The organism is Ruegeria sp. D6 (genome assembly GCF_056534365.1).
This window is the reverse complement of sequence record NZ_JBQFPH010000001.1, coordinates 1331494-1350320: the sequence shown is the minus strand read 5'-3', so window position 1 is coordinate 1350320 and position 18827 is coordinate 1331494. Positions and strand designations below refer to the sequence as shown.

General features: G+C 57.7%; 18 protein-coding genes. 9 read left to right on the top strand and 9 right to left on the bottom strand.

Going from position 1 to position 18827, the window contains the following annotated elements; translation table 11 throughout:
• Positions 1-50: 50 nt before the first annotated feature.
• Positions 51-560, top strand: a complete 510-nt coding sequence (locus ACR0A1_RS06700) for a CarD family transcriptional regulator (protein WP_010439402.1) — start codon at positions 51-53, stop codon at positions 558-560.
• 124 nt (positions 561-684) lie between these two features.
• Entirely contained in the window at positions 685-1446 is a 762-nt protein-coding gene (locus tag ACR0A1_RS06695) for an ion channel (protein WP_170406404.1), read from the top strand.
• Here ACR0A1_RS06695 and cobS read toward each other — a convergent pair.
• Complete coding sequence (cobS, locus tag ACR0A1_RS06690) at positions 1443-2207, bottom strand: adenosylcobinamide-GDP ribazoletransferase (protein ID WP_480753587.1); 765 nt, start codon at positions 2205-2207, stop codon at positions 1443-1445. The genes ACR0A1_RS06695 and cobS overlap by 4 nt on opposite strands.
• Before the next feature lie 79 nt (positions 2208-2286).
• On the opposite strand from cobS, the gene cobT reads away from it, so the two are divergent.
• Positions 2287-3297 carry a nicotinate-nucleotide--dimethylbenzimidazole phosphoribosyltransferase gene (cobT, locus tag ACR0A1_RS06685; RefSeq protein WP_480866725.1) on the top strand — a complete coding sequence of 337 codons (1011 nt, stop codon included), beginning with the start codon at positions 2287-2289 and terminating at the stop codon, positions 3295-3297.
• On the opposite strand, the gene ACR0A1_RS06680 is transcribed toward cobT, so the two are convergent.
• Together ACR0A1_RS06680 and ACR0A1_RS06675 are read right to left on the bottom strand one after the other, a co-directional pair.
• Entirely contained in the window at positions 3294-5177 is a 1884-nt protein-coding gene (locus ACR0A1_RS06680) for a monovalent cation:proton antiporter-2 (CPA2) family protein (protein ID WP_170393396.1), read from the bottom strand. The genes cobT and ACR0A1_RS06680 overlap by 4 nt on opposite strands.
• Positions 5178-5197: 20 nt before the next feature.
• Positions 5198-5653 carry an Lrp/AsnC family transcriptional regulator gene (locus tag ACR0A1_RS06675; RefSeq protein ID WP_480866722.1) on the bottom strand — a complete coding sequence of 152 codons (456 nt, stop codon included), beginning with the start codon at positions 5651-5653 and terminating at the stop codon, positions 5198-5200.
• 147 nt (positions 5654-5800) lie between these two features.
• Here ACR0A1_RS06675 and hppD point away from each other — a divergent pair, with 147 nt between their 5' ends.
• On the top strand, positions 5801-6898 hold the full coding sequence (gene hppD / locus ACR0A1_RS06670; RefSeq protein ID WP_170393394.1) for a 4-hydroxyphenylpyruvate dioxygenase: 1098 nt from the start codon (positions 5801-5803) through the stop codon (positions 6896-6898).
• Positions 6899-6954: 56 nt separating this feature from the next.
• On the opposite strand, the gene ACR0A1_RS06665 is transcribed toward hppD, so the two are convergent.
• The gene (locus ACR0A1_RS06665) at positions 6955-8841 is read right to left on the bottom strand and encodes a hypothetical protein (RefSeq protein WP_480866720.1); all 1887 of its coding nucleotides are present in this window, start codon (positions 8839-8841) and stop codon (positions 6955-6957) included.
• 164 nt (positions 8842-9005) lie between these two features.
• Here ACR0A1_RS06665 and ACR0A1_RS06660 point away from each other — a divergent pair, with 164 nt between their 5' ends.
• Positions 9006-9701 carry an SIMPL domain-containing protein gene (locus tag ACR0A1_RS06660; protein WP_170421149.1) on the top strand — a complete coding sequence of 232 codons (696 nt, stop codon included), beginning with the start codon at positions 9006-9008 and terminating at the stop codon, positions 9699-9701.
• 1 nt (position 9702) lies between these two features.
• Here the strand turns inward: ACR0A1_RS06660 and ACR0A1_RS06655 are convergent, their stop codons facing one another.
• The 3 genes from ACR0A1_RS06655 to ACR0A1_RS06645 form a co-directional block, all read right to left on the bottom strand.
• The gene (locus tag ACR0A1_RS06655; RefSeq protein ID WP_170595914.1) at positions 9703-10413 is read right to left on the bottom strand and encodes a GNAT family N-acetyltransferase; all 711 of its coding nucleotides are present in this window, start codon (positions 10411-10413) and stop codon (positions 9703-9705) included.
• A 4-nt stretch (positions 10414-10417) separates the two neighbouring features.
• On the bottom strand, positions 10418-11710 hold the full coding sequence (locus ACR0A1_RS06650; protein ID WP_170731916.1) for an O-acetylhomoserine aminocarboxypropyltransferase/cysteine synthase family protein: 1293 nt from the start codon (positions 11708-11710) through the stop codon (positions 10418-10420).
• 72 nt (positions 11711-11782) lie between these two features.
• Positions 11783-12778 (bottom strand): hypothetical protein, encoded by a 996-nt coding sequence (locus ACR0A1_RS06645; RefSeq protein WP_170817645.1) that lies wholly within the window; start codon positions 12776-12778, stop codon positions 11783-11785.
• A 152-nt stretch (positions 12779-12930) separates the two neighbouring features.
• On the opposite strand from ACR0A1_RS06645, the gene ACR0A1_RS06640 reads away from it, so the two are divergent.
• The 3 genes from ACR0A1_RS06640 (at position 12931) to preA (ending at position 16407) form a co-directional block, all read left to right on the top strand.
• On the top strand, positions 12931-13563 hold the full coding sequence (locus tag ACR0A1_RS06640) for a cupin domain-containing protein (protein ID WP_480613760.1): 633 nt from the start codon (positions 12931-12933) through the stop codon (positions 13561-13563).
• A 159-nt stretch (positions 13564-13722) separates the two neighbouring features.
• Complete coding sequence (locus ACR0A1_RS06635; protein ID WP_170421155.1) at positions 13723-15057, top strand: NAD(P)-dependent oxidoreductase; 1335 nt, start codon at positions 13723-13725, stop codon at positions 15055-15057.
• A gap of 45 nt (positions 15058-15102) precedes the next feature.
• Positions 15103-16407 (top strand): NAD-dependent dihydropyrimidine dehydrogenase subunit PreA, encoded by a 1305-nt coding sequence (gene preA / locus ACR0A1_RS06630; protein ID WP_170626034.1) that lies wholly within the window; start codon positions 15103-15105, stop codon positions 16405-16407.
• 51 nt (positions 16408-16458) lie between these two features.
• On the opposite strand, the gene ACR0A1_RS06625 is transcribed toward preA, so the two are convergent.
• Entirely contained in the window at positions 16459-16605 is a 147-nt protein-coding gene (locus ACR0A1_RS06625; RefSeq protein WP_480503159.1) for a hypothetical protein, read from the bottom strand.
• Positions 16606-16717: 112 nt separating this feature from the next.
• Positions 16718-17326, bottom strand: a complete 609-nt coding sequence (locus tag ACR0A1_RS06620) for a TetR family transcriptional regulator C-terminal domain-containing protein (RefSeq protein WP_170817649.1) — start codon at positions 17324-17326, stop codon at positions 16718-16720.
• A gap of 171 nt (positions 17327-17497) precedes the next feature.
• Between ACR0A1_RS06620 and ACR0A1_RS06615 the strand changes: the two genes are divergently transcribed.
• Positions 17498-18748, top strand: coding sequence for a Zn-dependent hydrolase (locus ACR0A1_RS06615; RefSeq protein WP_480866716.1), 1251 nt, complete (start codon positions 17498-17500; stop codon positions 18746-18748).
• Positions 18749-18827: the final 79 nt, after the last annotated feature.

The following is an 18827-nucleotide window of genomic DNA, read 5'->3' as shown; positions in this document are numbered from 1 at the left end:
TGGTGCTTTTGTCGTCTCATATCCCGATCAGTAATGAAGGATGAATATGAATGTCGAAATCGAAAAAGCTTGAGTTCCGCCCGAACGATTATGTCGTCTACCCGGCTCATGGCGTAGGTCAGATCGTGTCAATCGAAGAGCAGGAAGTTGCGGGCTTCTCGCTTGAGCTGTTCGTGATTTCTTTTGAAAAAGACAAAATGACCCTGCGCGTGCCGACTAACAAGGTCACTGAATCGGGGCTTCGGTCGCTCAGCTCACCGGATGTGATCAGCCAGGCAATGAAGACGCTGAAGGGCAAAGCCAAGGTCAAGCGTGCCATGTGGTCGCGCCGGGCGCAGGAATACGAGCAAAAGATCAACTCGGGTGACCTGATCTCGATCGCCGAAGTGGTCCGCGACCTGCACCGCACCGACGACCAGCGCGAGCAGAGTTATTCCGAACGTCAGCTGTACGAAGCCGCGCTGGAACGTCTGACACGCGAAGTGGCCGCAGTTTCTGGCGCCGATGAGATTTCGGCTGCCAAACAGGTCGATGAGGTTCTGACCTCACGCGCAGCCTGATCGCGTTCAAGCCAATTTAAGGGTCGTCCCGATATCCGGGGCGGCCCTTTTTCGTGACTAGGCGCTTGGTCTTGTGGTGTGTGTCGGGTATTTTTCTGTAACTGCAGGAAGATACGGGGACATGATGAAGCAAACTGTCAAGTTTCTCTACATCAGCCACGAGCCGGTCTCGGTCTGGTTTCGCTATGGGCTGATCCTGTTCGATATCGCCTCGATCATCTTTTTTGTCTCCACGGCGAATATCCCGCATGGGCCTGGGCTGACGGCGGCAAGTTTGGGTGTCGGGCTGATCATCCTAATGGATTTCTGCGCGCGGATGTGGATTTCCAAAGACCGCTGGAAACTGCTGCGCCAGATTTACACGATGGCAGACATCGTTGTGATCGTGTCGCTGCTGCTTGACCCGTTCCTGACCGGCAATCTCGCGTTTCTTCGGATATTGCGCGCGTTGCGGCTGATCCATTCCTATCATCTGCTGCGGGATTTGCGCCGAGATAGTCCTTTCTTCCGAACCCACGAGGACGCGGTGATTGCGGCGATCAATCTGATGGTCTTTGTTTTTGCAACCTCGACTGCAGTACTGGTCTTTTTCGTCCCCGAAGATGCGCAGACCCCCTATATCGACGCACTTTATTTCACTATGGCGACCCTGACGACAACGGGGTTCGGAGATATCACGCTGGGCACACCAGCGGGAAAGCTGTTTTCCGTTTTCATCATGGTTGTTGGCGTGGCGTTGTTTGTCCGTCTGGCGCAGGCGATCTTCATGCCGCAGAAAGTGCGCTACAAATGCCCAAGCTGCGGCCTGTTCCGGCACGATCCGGATGCTGTGCATTGCAAACACTGTGGCGCGACGCTGCGCATTGAAACCGGTGGGGCGTCTTAGATTGAGGCTGTTAGCGCCAGGAGGAAGATGATTTCCGAGACCTGCTGCGTGGCCCCCAGAATATCACCGGTTTGGCCACCGATCTTGGTCTTGGCGATGCGAGCGACAAAAGCCGCTGCAAGCAGGGCGCAGAGCATCGGCGTGATGGCTGGTCCACCCAGCAGCAATAGCGACAGGACGATAGCCAACACGATACCCGCCAGCACCGCAGACAAGGGGGGCGCACCAACCGAATGGCTCAGCCCCGATTTGCGAGCGTAGGGTAGCGCGCGCATCAGCACGGGCATCATGGCGCGTGAGAACAGGCAGGCGGCCAATATGCCCGTCAACAGACCCGCACCGATCAGTGCCATAACAGCAGCAATTCGAAGCAGTTGGCCCAGCAACAGGGCCAGTACGCCGTAAGTACCGATATGGCTGTCCTTCATGATCTCCAGTCGACGTTCGGTTGTGAAGCCGCCCCAAAGCCCGTCGGCCGTATCGGCCAGCCCGTCTTCGTGCATCGCTCCGGTTGCGATGATCAACGTGGCGACCAGCAGGGCGGCGGTGGCAAGGGTTGGCAGCTGCGCCCAGATTGCAATCCAGGCGACGCCGCAAGCCAGCGCCCCCACAACAAGCCCGGCAAGGGGATAGGCCCAAGCCGCACGCGACTGGCGGGTGAACGCTTGATCGGGCAGGCGTGGCAGGGGCAGGCGCGTCAAAAGGACCAGAGCCAGCGGGATATCCCACAGGGAAAACGGGGCGGTGTCGTTTTTGGTCACTCCCAGGCCTTTCCGGGTCTTGTTGCTTTGCCAGCATTGGTTAAACACACACAACCACTCTGATGCAACGAGGCTTTCCATGCTGCCCGAACTCAATGACCTGAACAGTTTCCGCAATGCGCTGACCGGCGCACCCGGTCCGGACACCGCTGCCAAGCAGGGCGCGGAAGAGCGCAACGGTCAACTAACCAAACCGCCCGGCGCGTTGGGGCGGCTTGAGGATCTGGCGATCTGGTATGCAGGTTGGCGCGGGGATGCGCGGCCTCGGATCGATGCGCCGCAGGTCATCGTGTTTGCTGGCAACCATGGCGTAACTGCTCAAGGTGTCTCGGCGTTCCCGCCCGAAGTGACGGTGCAGATGGTCATGAATTTCGAACATGGCGGCGCGGCGATCAACCAGTTGGCAAAGGCTGCGGGCGCTAAGATGGACGTGCACGCGCTGGAGCTGGACCGTCCGACCGCAGATTTTACCCATGCCCCCGCGATGAGCGAAGAGGAATTTCTAAGCGCACTGCGCACAGGATGGCAGGCGGTTGATCCGCAGGCCGATCTGCTGGTTGTTGGAGAGATGGGGATCGGAAATACCACGCCGGCTGCCGCCATCGCTTGCGCGCTATTTGGCGGGGATGCTGCCGACTGGACTGGCCGCGGGACCGGTGTGGATGATGCAGGTCTGGCGAACAAAACCAGGGTTGTTGCGGAAGGCGTCGCTCTGCATGGTCAGGGCGATGGACTTCATATTCTAAGGTGCCTTGGCGGACGCGAGATTGCGGCTATGGCTGGTGCGATAGCCGCCGCGCGCGTATTGCGGATACCGGTCATTCTGGATGGATTCATCTGCACCGCAGCTGCAGCCTGTCTGGCGCAGATTTCGGAAACAGCGCTGGATCACACCATCGCGGGCCACCAAAGCGCCGAGGGCGCGCATGCCGCGATGCTGGGCAAGCTCGGCAAGGAGCCATTGCTGACCCTCGGCCTGCGCCTGGGCGAAGGCTCGGGCGGAGCGTTGGCGATCAATATTCTGAAAAGCGCGGTTGCTTGCCATTCCGGCATGGCGACATTCGCTGAAGCGGGTGTGTCGGCCGGTTAAGCCGACTTCTTGGCGTGTTCCTCGGCCAGTTCCAGCAGCGCGGTTTCCAGATCTTTTTCCAGTTGCCGCGCACGCTCGATGTATTTCTTGTTTTCGGCTGTCGGCATGCCGGGGATCCACAGTTCTGCAAGCTCGCGCACCGATCCCCGGTCGTGGTGATAGAAGGTCTGTTCGGCCTGTGCGGCCTCGTATTCACTGAGGCCGATATTCTCCAAAACATAGCGGCCCGCGCGTAGCGATCCGTCGAACATCTCGCGGACAATGTCGTTGGCCCCGGCCTGATAGAGTTCATAGACGTGGTTGCGGTCGCGGGCGCGGGCGATGATGTGCAGATCGGGCCGCTGGCGGCGGGCATATCCGACGAGACGTGTGACCTGTTTGTAGTCATCCATGGCCGCGACAAGGACCGCTGCCTTTTCGATTCCAGCAGCGCGCAGCAATTCGGGGCGAGTGGGGTCGCCAAGGAAGCCTTTGACACCGAACCGTCGCATCAGCTGGATCGTTTCGATATCGTGGTCCAGAACAACTGTTTTAAACCCGCTTGCCTGTACCAGCCGGTTGACGATCTGCCCAAAGCGACCGATCCCGGCGATGATGACAGGGCCTTTTTCGTCGATCTGATCGGGTTCAACCTGCGGATTGCTCTCGCCGAGAAAGCGCGAAAGTACGTCGTAGACGATAAACAGAAGCGGTGTGATCAACATGGTCAGCGCAATGATCATCAACAGTTTTTGCGACAAACCCGGTGGAATCACGTTCTGCTGCGTAGAAAACGCCAACAAGACAAAGCCGAATTCGCCGGCCTGGGCCAAACCCAGCGTGAACAGCCAGTGATCGCGCCCGCGCAGCTTGAAGGCGCGCCCGACGATGAACAGGATGATCCCCTTGGCCAGTATGACCAGCAAGGCCAAACCGATCAGGTCAAACGGGTCGGCGAAGAAATACCCGATATCGATCCCAGCGCCCACGGTGATGAAGAACAGGCCCAGCAACAGCCCCTTGAACGGCTCAAGGTCGCTTTCCATTTCGTGTCGGAACTCCGAACTGGCCAGAACCACTCCGGCGAGAAACGCGCCAAGAGCGGGCGACAGGCCCACAAGGGTCATCAGGAACGAGATGCCGACCACGATCATTAGCGCCAGTGCCGTATACATCTCGCGCAGGTGGGTGGCGTGGATGAAACGGAACAGTGGGCGGGTCAGGTAGATGCCGGCCAATACGACAAACGCGACGGCGCCAATGGTGACAAGCGTAACGGCCCAGCCGGGCAGTCCTTCGACCAGCGAGAGTTTGGCGTGATAGTCCGCGTCTTTGGCTATGCCTACGCCACGGCTGATGGAGCCGTCATCTTCGATATGGATACTTGCGGGCAGGGCAAGCAGCGGCAGAAAAGCTAGGATCGGGATTACGGCAATGTCCTGCGTCAGCAGGACCGAGAAGGTTGCTCGACCTCCGTTGGTTTGCATCAGGCCCTTTTCGGACAGGGTCTGCAGCACGATTGCCGTGGAAGAAAGTGACAAGGTTAATCCAACCGCCAGCGCCACCGACCATTGATGACCAGCATAAAACGCCACAGCTGCGATTGCTGCGGTCGACAGGCCGACCTGCAGCCCGCCCAAGCCTAACAATTTGTCCCGCATATCCCACAAGGCACGGGGCTCAAGCTCGAGCCCGATCAGGAACAGCATCATCACGACGCCGAATTCGGCCACATGCTGCAGGCTTTCCGTCTCGGCCCCGACAAGGCCCAAAATGGGACCAATCGCGATGCCTGCGGCCAGATAACCCAGCACCGATCCCAGACCCAAACGGGCGGAAAGCGGCACCGCGATCACCGCAGCTGCCAGATAGATCGATGCCTGATAAAGGAACTCGTTCATTATTGTCCTCTTAAATCCGCTCAGGTCGGGAGCGGCGCGTCGCGTTTCAATTGGTCCATCACGATCTGGCTTTGCACCCGTGCAACTGCAGGATGCGGCAGGATCACTTCGTGAAGCAAGGTATTGAGTGCGGATAAGTCGTCACAATAGACGTGAAGCAGATAATCTGCCTCACCTGTCATCGTCCAGGCGCTGGTGATCTCGGGGCGGGTGTTGACCATGCGGGCGAAGCCTGCGGATTGTTCGGGACCATGAGTGCCCAGATGCACCTGAATGAACCCCTGAACCCGTAGCCCCAGCCTCAGCGGGTCCAGTCGTGCGGTGTACCCAGTGATGTAACCCTCGGCCTCAAGGCGCTGTCGGCGACGGCCCGCCTGACTGGCGGATAGATTCAGCACATCACCCAATTGCTGCGACGTCAGATGCGCGTCGCGCTGCAAAGCTGCGAGTATTCCGATATCAATCCGATCCAGCACGTGCGGCGTTTCCTCAAAATTTGCAATCAATATGCGGAAAGTACGCATCTAAACTTAGTTTATACGAAAACAATGCGCAGAAACAGCACTCATTAAGGCGTATTTTTGAATCAGCAAAGAAATTCCTGTTTTCCGAGGAGACGCGCCATGGGTCCTTTCCCGCATAACGCCCCGAAATCTGTCATCAGCGAAGAAAACCCAGCCGGTACCGACGGGTTTGAGTTTGTTGAATTCGCACACCCCGAGCCGCAAGAGCTGCGAGACCTGTTTGCGCGAATGGGCTTCGACTATGTCGGCTATCACCGCAACACCCCCAAGGTCGAGCTTTGGCAACAGGGTGATGTAACCTACATCCTGAACGCGGATCCTGATAGTTTTGCAGCCAAATTCGTGGCCGAGCACGGCCCCTGCGCCCCTGCCATGGGCTGGCGCGTTGTTGATGCTCAGAAGGCTTATGAGCACGCGATCGCCAAAGGGGCTGAGCCTTATGATGGCGCAGACAAGACCATGAACGTTCCGGCGATCAAGGGCATTGGTGGTTCGCTGATCTACTTCATCGATCAGTATTATGACACCTCGCCCTACAACGAGGAATTTGAATGGCTGGAGCAGTCAAAACCGCGCGGCGATGGGTTCTACTATCTCGATCACCTGACCCACAACGTGTTCAAGGGCAACATGGACAAGTGGTTCAAATTCTATGGCGACCTGTTCAACTTCCGTGAAATCCGCTTTTTCGACATTCAAGGTAAGTTCACCGGGCTTTACAGTCGCGCGTTGACTTCACCTTGTGGTCGCATCCGCATTCCGATCAATGAAGATCGTGGAGAGACCGGACAGATCGTCTCCTACCTGAAGAAGTACAATGGCGAAGGCATCCAGCATATCGCGGTGGGCAGCGACGACATCTACGCCTCGACCGATGCCATTGCCGAGAAGGGTCTGAAGTTCATGCCCGGTCCGAACGAGGCCTATTATGACATGTCTTACGACCGTGTGTCCGGCCATGATGAGCCCAAGCATCGGATGATGAAGCACGGCATTCTGATCGACGGCGAAGGTGTAGTTGATGGCGGTGAGACCAAGATTCTGCTGCAGATCTTTTCGAAAACAGTCATTGGCCCGATCTTCTTTGAGTTCATTCAGCGTAAAGGGGATGACGGGTTTGGTGAGGGCAATTTCAAAGCCCTGTTTGAATCGATCGAACGCGAGCAGATCGAGTCGGGTGAAATCTCGGCAGCCTAAACATGAATCAATGAAATCAACCGAGCGCCGTGTCTGACCGACATGGCGCTTTTTCTTTACCCGCGCGGCATCTTGAGCGTGATGTTCTTGCCGCGCTTCTGATAGCGCAACTCGCTGTCGCCGATTGCGATGACATTACCTCCGTCGATGCGATCGCCCACCTTCAGCTTTTTGTAGCGTCCGCTGGGCAGGCGGACCAAAGCACGGCGGTTTGCCGGGGTGCCGTACACGCCGATTAGGTTCAACTTGCGCAGGTTAATCGCGTTGTCGATGGTTGCTTGTCGCGCAACTGACGCGGAAGACGGAATTTTGGGATTGACCGTTCTGGGTTGGAACGAACCAACTTCATCGGCATTACTGGCCACATTTGCGGTCGAGGCCAGCGCTGCACTCCCAGAACTAGGTTGCCGTGTCGCGCGCGCCGTGATGCTGGCAGGCCTGATTTTTGGACGGGGTACCCGTACAACAGCCAGCGCAGTCGGGGTTTCATCGACCTGCGGAGGGGTTTGCAGAGACTCGGGCCGCAGCTTAGGCCGGACCGAGGCCAGCTCTTGCCGGGATCGACCGCCAAGTTGCTGGCGTTCGAATTGATCCACCAGATTTTCCGGGCGTGGCCGTGGGCGAAACGCTGCGAGTCTATCATCGACCTCTTCTATGACAACGGGTTCTGTTTCGAACCTGGTTGGGGGTTCGGGGGGCACGGATGCGGGACGACCCAGATAAACCATCACGCCGGCCGGGTTCAGCGTGCCTTCGGCACTTGGCGTCACAAGTCCGCGTTCATCCAGGTTGAACCGCTGCCCCGCTTGGCCTGGCAAAGAGATCGACTCAAAAGACGCATCTGTGTCGAGGCTGGCAAGTTCGGGTAGTGCGACGGAATCGGTCGACAGGTCCGAGCGATCGACCGATGTGAGATATTGATTATCCACGCCAGCCACAGGCGCTGGCTCCAGATCTGAAGGTTCAACAGGGGCGGTGCCGGTAAACTCACGAAACTCGGTTCTGCTCTCTGGCAGATCAGCGATGTCTTCGACCGGCTCCGGTTCAATCTTCAGTGCTTCGAGAATGGCCTCGTCCGTGGGGGTGAGCACCGGTTCTTCCTCTGCCACTTCAGGTTCTTGTGGGAGGCTTGCGATCTCGGTTTCCTGAGGTTCGGGTTGTGCCTGCGGTTCTGCAGTTACAGTTTCTGGCTCTGGCTGCAGCTCGGGCTCTAACGGTTCGGCCACTTCGACAATTTCGGGGTCAGAGCTGTTGTAAGACCAGACACCCAGCAACATTCCAACCACAACCGACGCTGCGATCGCAGGAATTGCAAAGCGTTTCAGATCCGTTCCTGTCTTGGCAGACGAGGGCAGTGCTTTGGTAGCAGGCTCAAATGCAGGGGGGGCTGCATCTTCAGCGATGGCGTGAACCGGTATGTCCGGCGTATCAACGGGTTTGGGGGCCGCAATCACAGCGTCCTCATCCACAATGATCGGCAGTTCCAGAAATGGCGCGTCCAAAGTATCGTTGCCGGTTGCGCTGACCCAGAATGCCTCGGGGATAAAGCCATGATCGGTGGCAAATGCGCTGGCTTCGTCCAGCGTTTGCTGGGCCACAGCGGCAACCGGGGTCTCAGTCCCCACGTCGCCCGCGACATAAGCCAGCTCTGATAGCTCATAGGGCGTGGCTGCGGCCAACGTATCCTTGACCTTTTTCGCCGCTGCTTCGGTGTCCAAACCATCGGTGTCGACAACCAAGAGGCGCACCTGATCGGATGGAATCACAAGCTTGCAACTCAGGTCATTTTCCAGCGCGAATCCCTGATCCCGAAGGGCCTGCATCTGGTCCGCGAAATCCGACGCATCTAACGGAACGGTTCCAATGCAGTACCAGTCTCCATCCGACTGATGATGCAAGGAAATGCCGTTTTCAGAAAATGACAGCGCAAAGGCGGGTTTCATAATCGCGATGAACCATAATTGTCGGCTTTTATGCAAACGCTTAGATGTCTGCCCGCCGAGATTAGAGCAGGAACTCGCCGAGGGAAAGAAAAAGGCACGTTTCCCCCTTGCCGTGTACGGGCCTGACCACCCATCTTGAGGGCAAGCATCAAGGAGGGATCATCTTGAAGACACTTGCTTTTTTGGCCGCCATGGCCGCTGCCACCGCGACGCTGCCCGCCCATGCGGAAGAACGTCGCATCTCGGTCAGCGGGACGGGTACGGCTCTGGTTGCACCCGATATGGCAACGATAACGCTGGGCGTGACCAATCAGGATGCGCAGGCATCGGTAGCGATGCAGGCGACCTCGGATGCGGTGACGCAGATCCTCAAACGACTGGACGAAATGGGACTGGAGGCGCGCGATGTTCAGACGCGCGATCTTTCGCTTTCACCGGTCTGGTCGGGGCGCAGCAATTCCAGCAATGAGCCACCCAAGATCACTGGGTTCACCGCGTCCAACCGCGTTTCGGTACGCGTGCGGGATCTGGATAATCTGGGCCAGATCATGGATGCGGTCATCAAGGATGGTGCGAATGATTTCGGCGGTCTGAGCTTTGGCGTGCAAGAGCCCAAACCGCTTGAGGCTGAAGCACGGGCCAAAGCTGTGGCAGATGCGACCGAGAAGGCGCAGCAACTGGCGCAGGCGTCCGGGGTTACGCTGGGTCCAGTCCTATCGATCAACGACCACGGCGGAGGTGTTCGCCCGATGGCTCAGATGCGCGAGATGGCTATGTCGGACGCCGGTGGCGTGCCGGTCGCAGGCGGAGAGATTTCCGTTTCGGTCAATATCGCGATGGAGTTCGAAATCGCGGAGTAATCTACGATCCAACCCGGGCTTGCAGCGGTTGGCGCTGCCGGCCCGATGCATCGAAATTCCCCGGCGCAAGCCAGTTCTCGAATGCCGCGCGAATGCGCGGCCACTCGCTGTCGATAATCGAAAACCACGCCGTATCCCGGTTGCGCCCTTTGTAATGGGTCGCCTGCCGGAAGACGCCCTCGAACGTGAAACCCAAACGTTCAGCTGCGCGTTTTGATGGCGCGTTCAGGGCGTCGCATTTCCATTCATAGCGGCGATAACCAAGCTCATCGAACACACGGCGCATCATCAGATACATAACCTCGGTCGATTGCGGTTTGCGCTGGAGCAGGGGAGAGAAGTGGATATGGCCTACCTCGATTGAACCCGCTGCTGGTTCGACCCGAAGGTATGAGGCCATCCCCACGGGTACCTCATCCGCGTCGAGCACCGTATGGAACATCGGGTCCGCATCCATGCAGTTTGACTGCGCCCATGCGGTGAAATCCGCCTCAGAGTCGAACGGGCCGTAGGGCAGATAAGTCCAATTGTGGCCGTCCATGTCATTGGCAAACGCCCGGTACAAGCCGGGCGCGTGCCTGTTTACATCCAATGGCACAACGGAACAGAACCGGCCCTGCATCGGTGTGTAAGGTGGCGTGGGGCGAGGAAACTCGCCCGTGACCGAAAAACCGATGGGTTGACCCAGTTCATTTGTGTTGTGCCCGGTCATCGGATCAGGCGCTGGCTTTGGACAGAGCCTGATCGAGATCAGCGATCAGATCGTCTGCATCCTCGATCCCGATGGATACGCGGACCACTCCAGGGCCTGCGCCTGCAGCTTCCTGCTGCTCGGGCGTCAACTGACGGTGGGTCGTCGAGGCCGAGTGGATGATCAGCGACCGTGCGTCGCCAAGGTTGGCCACGTGGCTGAAGATCTCAAGCGCGTTCACCAGCTTTACGCAGGCGTCATAGCCGCCCTTGACCGCAAAAGTGAACAGGGCACCCGCGCCGCGCGGGTAGTGCTTTTTTACCCTGTCGCTATAGGGCGAGGATGGCAGGCCAGCATATGTCACGTAATCCACACGGTCGTCTGCCTCGAGCCACGCTGCTATTTTCTGCGCGTTTTCGACATGGCGCTCCATCCGTAGCGATAGCGTTTCTATCCCCATCAGCGTGTAGTGCGCCGCCTGAGGGTTCATCGTCATGCCCAGATCGCGTAGACCGATCGCGATGCCGTGGAATGTAAAGGCGAGCGGGCCGAAGGTCTCGTGGAATTTCAGGCCGTGATAGGCAGGTTCAGGTTGGCTGAGCGATGGGAACTTATCATTTGCCGACCAGTCGAACTTGCCCGAGTCAACGATACATCCGCCTGTGACGGTGCCGTTCCCGGTCAGATACTTGGTTGTCGAATGCACGACCAGCGTTGCGCCATGTTCGATCGGACGGCAGAGGTAAGGCGTGGCCGAGGTGTTATCGACGATCAGCGGAACTCCTGCGGCATCGGCCACATCGGCCAGCGCGCGAATATCAGTTACATAGCCGCCCGGATTGGCGATGGATTCGCAGAACACCGCGCGGGTGTTCTCATCGATAGCGTCCTTGACGGCGTCCAGATCGTCGGTGTCGACGAACTTGGCCGACCATCCAAAGCGTTTGATCGTCTGGCTGAATTGGGTGACCGTGCCGCCGTACAGACGGGTCGATGCGATAACGTTGCAGCCCGGTCCCATCAGCGGGAACAGCGCCATGATCTGTGCTGCGTGGCCAGAAGAACAGCAAACCGCGCCAACACCGCCCTCAAGCGTCGCCACACGTTCCTGCAGCACGGCAACCGTCGGGTTGGTCAGGCGGGAATAGATGAACCCCACTTCCTGCAGATTGAACAGCGCGGCGGCGTGGTCAGCGTCGCGGAAGACATAAGCGGTGGTCTGGTAGATCGGTGTCTGGCGCGCGCCTGTGGCAGGGTCGGGGCGGGCCCCGGCGTGAATTTGCAGCGTGTCAAAACCGTAGGTGGGTCCGTCAGACATCGAGGAAATCTCCTGTTGGAATGTGTGTTGCTGAATCTCTAGGACATTGGCTCGCCCGGCACAATGTCCGCGTCACCGCAGCCAAAGCCCCTTGGACTTGATCGTTTTGCGAATGACCTGTTCGCGTGCGGGCAGGTTGTTTCGGTCGAACAATGCCCGGATCTTCGCACCCTTGCGCTGTATCACCAGCTTCTTCAGTGGATCATAGCCTTTGAGCACTTTTTTGATCTTGTTCGGGGCCACGACGGTTTCCAATATCTCGACCACATGATCGCTTTCGCGGGCGTAGAGCATCGGGAACAGGCGATAGTGGCAGCTGATCCGACCATCCAGCAGGCCCTCGGGCAGGGCATCCCGTCCGCCACCGAAGGAATGGATGACCAGCGGCAAGGCGATCTGATCTAGCCACGGGTTCAGAACTTGCCCGGTCAGTTCGGGGATTTCCTCGTCGCGAATGGTGCGGGCATAGCCCATAAACCGCTCACCAAATTGGCGGGGGCATTTGTAGAAGAAATAACCGGCGTTAAAATACAGGTAGCGCCGCCAATAGCCCTCGGGCTGGCTGGGATCGAGAGAGCTTTCGAAATCTAGCCCGAACCGGTCATACAGTGCGCGCCAGATACCCTCATATCCTGGGCCGTAGAGCGTGGGTTTGGGCCATGTTCCCTCGACCCGAAGTGAGGCGCCGGGCTGTTCGAAATCGAACGGGACGTCGGAAATTTCGCCGGTGATCAGAGTGTCGGAGTCGAAAAAGGCAAAGGGCTCGCCCTCTGGCATCGCCAGCAAAGCTTCGATCTTGTTGCCATTGGGATAGCTCGAGCCAAAAGCATGAGATTCAAAAGGCAGAATCTCGGCACCCAGATGCTGCAGGGCTTCAAGAACTTCGGCATCCTGAATGCTGGGGTTCTGAGGCCAAAGAGGGCCGGGCTGTGGCACCCCGACGAACAGCCGACCTTTGAACCCTGGTGAGCTGTGGCGCAGCGAGGCAGCGAACAAAAGAGCCTCGTATTGCAGCCGGTTGTTTTGCCCGATGATGAGGATGTTGAATGTCGCCGGGCTTGCCTGCATCGTGTTGCGCTTTCTGATCGGGCCGGTATTCGGCCGCTGCCTCAACCGGAAGTACAACAAGCTGTGAAGGGCGTCAAAACCCCAAACATGACCGGTTTGCAAATCCGGCTCGTGCTCCCATCTAATGTGACAGCAACGCAGGAGGATTGCATATGCGGGTCAATGCAAATTTCACACAGCGGGTCGCCGTTCACTTTGATCAGACCGAATGGGTCGCGTCACCGGCTGCTGGCGTCGAACGCAAGATGCTGGACCGCATTGGCGAGGAAGTGGCGCGTGCCACAACCATCGTGCGCTTTGCCCCCGGCAGCGCGTTTTCGTCGCATACTCATGACGGGGGTGAGGAATATCTGGTGCTGGACGGAGTGTTCCAGGATGAAACCGGAGATTTCCCTGTCGGCAGCTATGTACGCAATCCCCCGACGTCCTCCCATACACCCTCGGCCAGCGAAGGCGCGACTATTCTGGTCAAATTGCATCAGTTCGACCCCGACGACCGCACCGAGGTTCGGCGCTCGATCAACGGGGGCGGAGATATCGATTTGTTCAAGAACGTGCATGAGGATGTCCAGGTGCAAACCTGGGGCGCGGGCGAACATATTGAATTGGACGCCGATAAGGGGTTTGAGGTCTTTGTTATCGAAGGTGGCTTTGCCGAGGCGGGCGAAGAATTTGGCACTTGGGACTGGTTGCGCTTGCCGCCTGGATCACGCTTTGCTGCTGTAGCAGCAGAGGGCGGAGCCCGTGTTTGGATCAAATCCGGCCACCTGGGTGGGATGGTCTGAGCCACCGCTGCCAACAAAATAGGCAATTTCTGACTGAATCCGGGCCATTCCGCCCGGATTTTTCATTTTTTGACCATTTGGCAAATTTTACCAATTGATAAAAAATCAGATTGTGGCAAGCTGGGGTCCATAACAAACATATCTACAGGGAGTAGAGTGATGGCACAGGGCCAGATGGCACCCGGGATCGTCTCCGGGCGGCTTTCCAGCGATGAGCTGACCTCGAATTTCACCGATCTGCATCCGCCACTGGCCCCGCACGAGGCCGCTGTGGCCGCCGATCGATGCTATTTCTGCTATGACGCGCCATGTGTGACGGCCTGTCCTACGGATATCGATATTCCGTTGTTCATTCGCCAGATTCAGGCCGGGCAACCGCAGGCGGCAGGGCAAACCATTCTGGAGCAGAACATTCTGGGCGGCATGTGTGCCCGGGTTTGTCCGACCGAAACTTTGTGTGAAGAGGCTTGCGTGCGTGAGACGGCAGAAGGCAAGCCGGTCGAGATCGGACGCCTGCAGCGTTATGCAACCGACGATGTGATGGCTTCGGGCGTTCATCCGTTCGAGCGCGCCACGTCAACCGGCAAGACAATCGCTGTGGTCGGGGCAGGGCCCGCCGGTCTGGCCTGTGCGCATCGTCTGGCGATGCTGGGGCATGATGTGGTGATCCACGAAGGCAAGCCCAAGCCAGGCGGTCTGAACGAATACGGGATTGCGGCGTATAAATCTACCAATGATTTTGCACAGGCCGAGGTCGATTGGCTGCTTAAAATAGGCGGGATCGCGATCGAGACCGGTTCGATTCTGGGAGAGACGATTTCTCTGGAAGGGTTGCAGGAGAACTATGACGCTGTTTTCCTGTCAATCGGACTTGCGGGGGTGAACGCACTGCGGGCTGATGGGGTCGATAAAGACGGGGTGCGCCCGGCGGTCGACTTTATCTCGGATGTGCGACAGGCCAGCGATCTGGTTGATCTACCTGTGGGTCGCAATGTCGTTGTGATTGGCGGTGGTATGACTGCCGTAGATGCGGCAGTGAAATCGAAACTGCTAGGCGCTGAGCACGTCACCATCGCCTATCGCCGAGGTCGCGACGCGATGGGTGCCAGCCGGTACGAACAGGATTTGGCGGCGTCGCATGGTGTTCGGATTCTCTGCAATGTTCAGCCGGTGGCCATTCACGGAAATGGTGCCGCAGCAGAGATCGAATTGGAGTATACTGCGAGCCATGATGGTCGACTGACCGGAACGGGTGAAACTGTCCGTGTGCCGGCCGATCAGGTTCTTAAGGCCATCGGTCAGACGCTTGACGGTGCGCCGGAAGGCCTAACGCTGGATGGCAATAAGATTGCCGTGACCGGGGCGGGACGCACTTCAATGGCCGGTGTGTGGGCTGGCGGAGACTGTGCGGCAGGAGGCGAAGACCTGACCGTGACCGCCGTAGCCGAAGGTCGCGATGCCGCGATGGATATCCACGCTGCTCTGAGCGCGTGAAACTCAAAGACAAAGATGCAGAACTGCATCAGGGAGGCCGGATAAATGGCTGATTTAACATCAAACTTTCTTGGAATATCAAGCCCGAACCCGTATTGGCTGGCCTCCGCGCCACCGACGGATAAGGAGTACAATGTTCGCCGCGCCTTCGAGGCCGGATGGGGCGGCGTAGTGTGGAAGACCTTGGGGGCCGAGGGGCCTCCGGTCGTGAATGTGAACGGCCCACGCTATGGCGCGATTTATGGCGCGGACCGCCGGTTGTTGGGACTCAACAACATCGAACTGATCACAGATCGACCGCTTGAGGTGAACCTTGAGGAAATGGCCCGCGTAAAGGCGGATTATCCAGATCGCGCCCTGATCGCCTCGATCATGGTGCCCTGTGAAGAGGCTGCTTGGAAGGCCATTCTGCCGCGTGTGGCTGAAACCGGTGCGGACGGGATCGAGCTGAATTTTGGCTGTCCGCACGGGATGAGTGAACGGGGTATGGGGTCTGCCGTCGGGCAGGTGCCGGAATACATCGAAATGGTGACCCGTTGGTGCAAACAGTATTACGACCGCCCAGTTATCGTGAAGCTAACGCCGAACATTACGGATATCCGCAAACCTGCGGCGGCGGCGAAGAATGGGGGCGCGGATGCGGTATCGCTGATCAATACGATCAACTCGATCACCAGTGTCAATCTGGACACGTTCAGCCCCGAACCCTCGATTGACGGTAAAGGCAGCCATGGTGGCTACTGCGGACCGGCGGTGAAACCAATCGCGTTGTCGATGGTGTCCGAGATTGCGCGGGCCAAAGCCACGCATGGGCTACCGATCTCAGGCATCGGTGGCGTCACCACTTGGCGCGATGCAGCAGAGTTTATCTCGCTGGGTTGCGGCAATGTTCAGGTCTGCACTGCAGCGATGACCTATGGGTTCAAAATCATCGATGAATTGACGGCTGGCCTGTCGGAATGGATGGATGAGAAAGGCTATGCCAATATCGACGAAGTGATCGGACGCGCAGTGCCCAATGTGACGGATTGGCAATATCTGAACCTCAACTACATCGCCAAAGCGAAGATCGATCAGGATCAGTGCATCAAATGCGGTCGCTGTTTTGCAGCCTGTGAAGACACCAGCCATCAGGCGATTTCGATGTCGGCGGATCGGGTGTTCGAGGTTATCGACGAGGAATGCGTGGCCTGCAATCTTTGCGTGGATGTGTGCCCTGTAGAGGGGTGTATTTCCATGGAGCCGATGGCCGCCGGAGCGGTTGATCCGCGCACAGGCAAGGTCGTTGATCCTGAATATGCCAATTGGACGACACACCCCAACAACCCCATGGCGAAAGCGGCGGAGTAGTCAGAGATTTTTCGTCGAAAAATCTTGGCGTAGAAAATTCGACGAATTTACTCAGAACAGAATGTCGATGGGTCCGTTGTGGCAGATGATGACATATTGATTGGCGGTGCGGATCAAATGGTATCCGCGCCGTTTCACTTCTGCCTGAAAAGCCGCGTGACCAACCTCCCGTTCGACCCAAGCAACTAAGCGTCGCACAACAGCTCCCGTTCGAGCAGATCGGGACGAGAAAAGCTGGGTGATCCAAGGCTCGGGATCTGAGCGATACGTCATCATGCTCCGAGCTTTTCTCAATAGGGTTAAGTGTCTCTTAAGGTGTAAGCAGTTTTCGATAGAGCGTTTCCACGAACGGAACTGCGCCTTCGAATGGGTCTTCTTCCCCAAGAATTGCCCGGACTTGAACATCGAAATCCGCATAATGCTGTGTCAGTGCCCAGATCGAGAAAATCAGATGATAGGGATGGACTCGTGCAATTTTGCCCTGAGCCATCCAGCTTGTCAGAATCGTGGTTTTTTCATCGACCAGTTTTTTTAGATCGCTGGACAAAGCTACATGAATGCGCGGCGCGCCCTGAACAAGCTCATTGGCAAAGAGGCGGCTCTCGCGCGGCAGATCGCGGCTCATCTCAAGCTTGCGTTGGATATAAGACAGTATTTCTTCCAGCGGGTCGCCATCCTCATTCAACGCGTGCAGGGGAGCGAGCCAGACTTCAAGCAGACCCGACAACAGGGCTGTATGGATCGCTTCTTTCGATGGAAAATAATAGAGCAGGTTGGGCTTGCTCAGCCCCGCCTCAGCTGCAATTTGGTCGACGGTTGCGCCGCGAAAACCGTGGGCTGAGAACACATTCAGGGCCGCCTCGAGAATCGCTGCTCGGTTCTTTTGCTGAATCCGGGTTGGGGCGCGGTCTTTGGGCATGTTCACCTGTTGTCCTTTTTTCGGCCAGTTGGGTGTCAATTATGTCGAAAATTCCGGCAGGCCACTGCAATTTCTTGACTGATGTCGAACCCGTGATAGCGTGAGTTTGACCAGATGGTCAAATCAAGACACCAAAAGCGAGCCAAATCGCAAGCAACAGGGAAGAACAAGATGGCAGCTCCGGCGCAGAATCTCAGGATCAATGGCGACAGGTTATGGGACAGCCTGATGGAGATGGCCAAGATCGGCCCAGGCGTCGCGGGTGGGAACAACCGTCAGACGCTAACGGACGAGGACGCCGACGGGCGCGCGCTGTTTCAGAAATGGTGCGAGGATGCCGGTTGCTCGATGGGGCTGGACCAGATGGGCAATATGTTTGCCCGACGAGAGGGAGCGGACCCCGAGGCTCTGCCGGTTTATGTAGGGTCGCATTTGGATACGCAGCCCACAGGTGGCAAGTATGATGGCGTTCTTGGCGTGCTTGGTGGGCTGGAGATCATTCGCACGCTGAATGACCTGGGCATCAAGACCAAGCACCCTATTGTGGCCACCAATTGGACCAACGAAGAAGGAACGCGATATGCCCCGGCGATGTTGTCTTCGGGGGTGTTTGCCGGAATGCACACTCAGGACTGGGCTTATGCACGTGAGGATGCCGAAGGAAAGAAGTTCGGGGATGAACTGAACCGCATCGGTTGGCGCGGCGATGAAGAGGTTGGCGCGCGCAAGATGCACGCTTTCTTTGAGTTGCACATTGAACAGGGCCCGATTCTGGAAGCTGAGGGTAAGGATATTGGCGTTGTAACCCATGGTCAGGGTTTGAGCTGGACCCAGGTTACCGTGACCGGCAAGGATGCGCATACTGGGTCTACACCGATGCCGATGCGCAAGAATGCCGGGCTGGCGATGGCGCGTATTCTTGAGAAAGTGGACGAGATTGCATGGTCGCATGCACCTCATGCCGTGGGTGCGGCGGGGCATATCGATGTCTATCCGAACTCACGCAATGTGATCCCTGGAAAGGCAGTGTTCACGGTCGATTTTCGCTCGCCCGAGTTGGACGTGATCACTGATATGGAGAACCGTCTGCGGGTCGCAGCTGATGACATCGTCGAAGAGATGGGGCTGCAGATCGAATTCGAGAAGGTGGGCGGTTTTGATCCGGTGAAGTTTGATGAGGGTTGCGTGGCGGCGGTGCGCGATGCGGCTGAGCGGTTGGGGTATTCGCATACGGATATCATCTCGGGCGCCGGACATGATGCCTGCTGGATCAACCGGGTGGCGCCAACAGCGATGGTGATGTGCCCATGCGTTGATGGGTTGAGCCATAATGAAGCTGAGGAGATCAGCAAGGATTGGGCTGCAGCTGGGGCGGATGTTCTGTTGCATGCGGTCGTTGAGACGGCTGGGATCGTGGAATAGGGGGCTCTGCCCCCGTCGCCCGATGGGCGGCTCCCCCGGGATATTTTTAGCCAGATGAAGCAAGCGGCGCAGACCGCAT

Bases quoted from the DNA above. Each gene is read 5' to 3' on its own strand.
- ACR0A1_RS06700 (WP_010439402.1), top strand. From the start codon at position 51: ATGTCGAAATCGAAAAAGCTTGAGTTCCGCCCGAACGATTATGTCGTC.
- ACR0A1_RS06695 (WP_170406404.1), top strand. From the start codon at position 685: ATGAAGCAAACTGTCAAGTTTCTCTACATCAGCCACGAGCCGGTCTCG.
- cobT (WP_480866725.1), top strand. From the start codon at position 2,287: ATGCTGCCCGAACTCAATGACCTGAACAGTTTCCGCAATGCGCTGACC.
- ACR0A1_RS06680 (WP_170393396.1), bottom strand. From the start codon at position 5,177: ATGAACGAGTTCCTTTATCAGGCATCGATCTATCTGGCAGCTGCGGTG.
- hppD (WP_170393394.1), top strand. From the start codon at position 5,801: ATGGGTCCTTTCCCGCATAACGCCCCGAAATCTGTCATCAGCGAAGAA.
- ACR0A1_RS06665 (WP_480866720.1), bottom strand. From the start codon at position 8,841: ATGAAACCCGCCTTTGCGCTGTCATTTTCTGAAAACGGCATTTCCTTG.
- ACR0A1_RS06655 (WP_170595914.1), bottom strand. From the start codon at position 10,413: ATGACCGGGCACAACACAAATGAACTGGGTCAACCCATCGGTTTTTCG.
- ACR0A1_RS06650 (WP_170731916.1), bottom strand. From the start codon at position 11,710: ATGTCTGACGGACCCACCTACGGTTTTGACACGCTGCAAATTCACGCC.
- ACR0A1_RS06645 (WP_170817645.1), bottom strand. From the start codon at position 12,778: ATGCAGGCAAGCCCGGCGACATTCAACATCCTCATCATCGGGCAAAAC.
- ACR0A1_RS06640 (WP_480613760.1), top strand. From the start codon at position 12,931: ATGCGGGTCAATGCAAATTTCACACAGCGGGTCGCCGTTCACTTTGAT.
- ACR0A1_RS06635 (WP_170421155.1), top strand. From the start codon at position 13,723: ATGGCACAGGGCCAGATGGCACCCGGGATCGTCTCCGGGCGGCTTTCC.
- preA (WP_170626034.1), top strand. From the start codon at position 15,103: ATGGCTGATTTAACATCAAACTTTCTTGGAATATCAAGCCCGAACCCG.
- ACR0A1_RS06620 (WP_170817649.1), bottom strand. From the start codon at position 17,326: ATGCCCAAAGACCGCGCCCCAACCCGGATTCAGCAAAAGAACCGAGCA.
- ACR0A1_RS06615 (WP_480866716.1), top strand. From the start codon at position 17,498: ATGGCAGCTCCGGCGCAGAATCTCAGGATCAATGGCGACAGGTTATGG.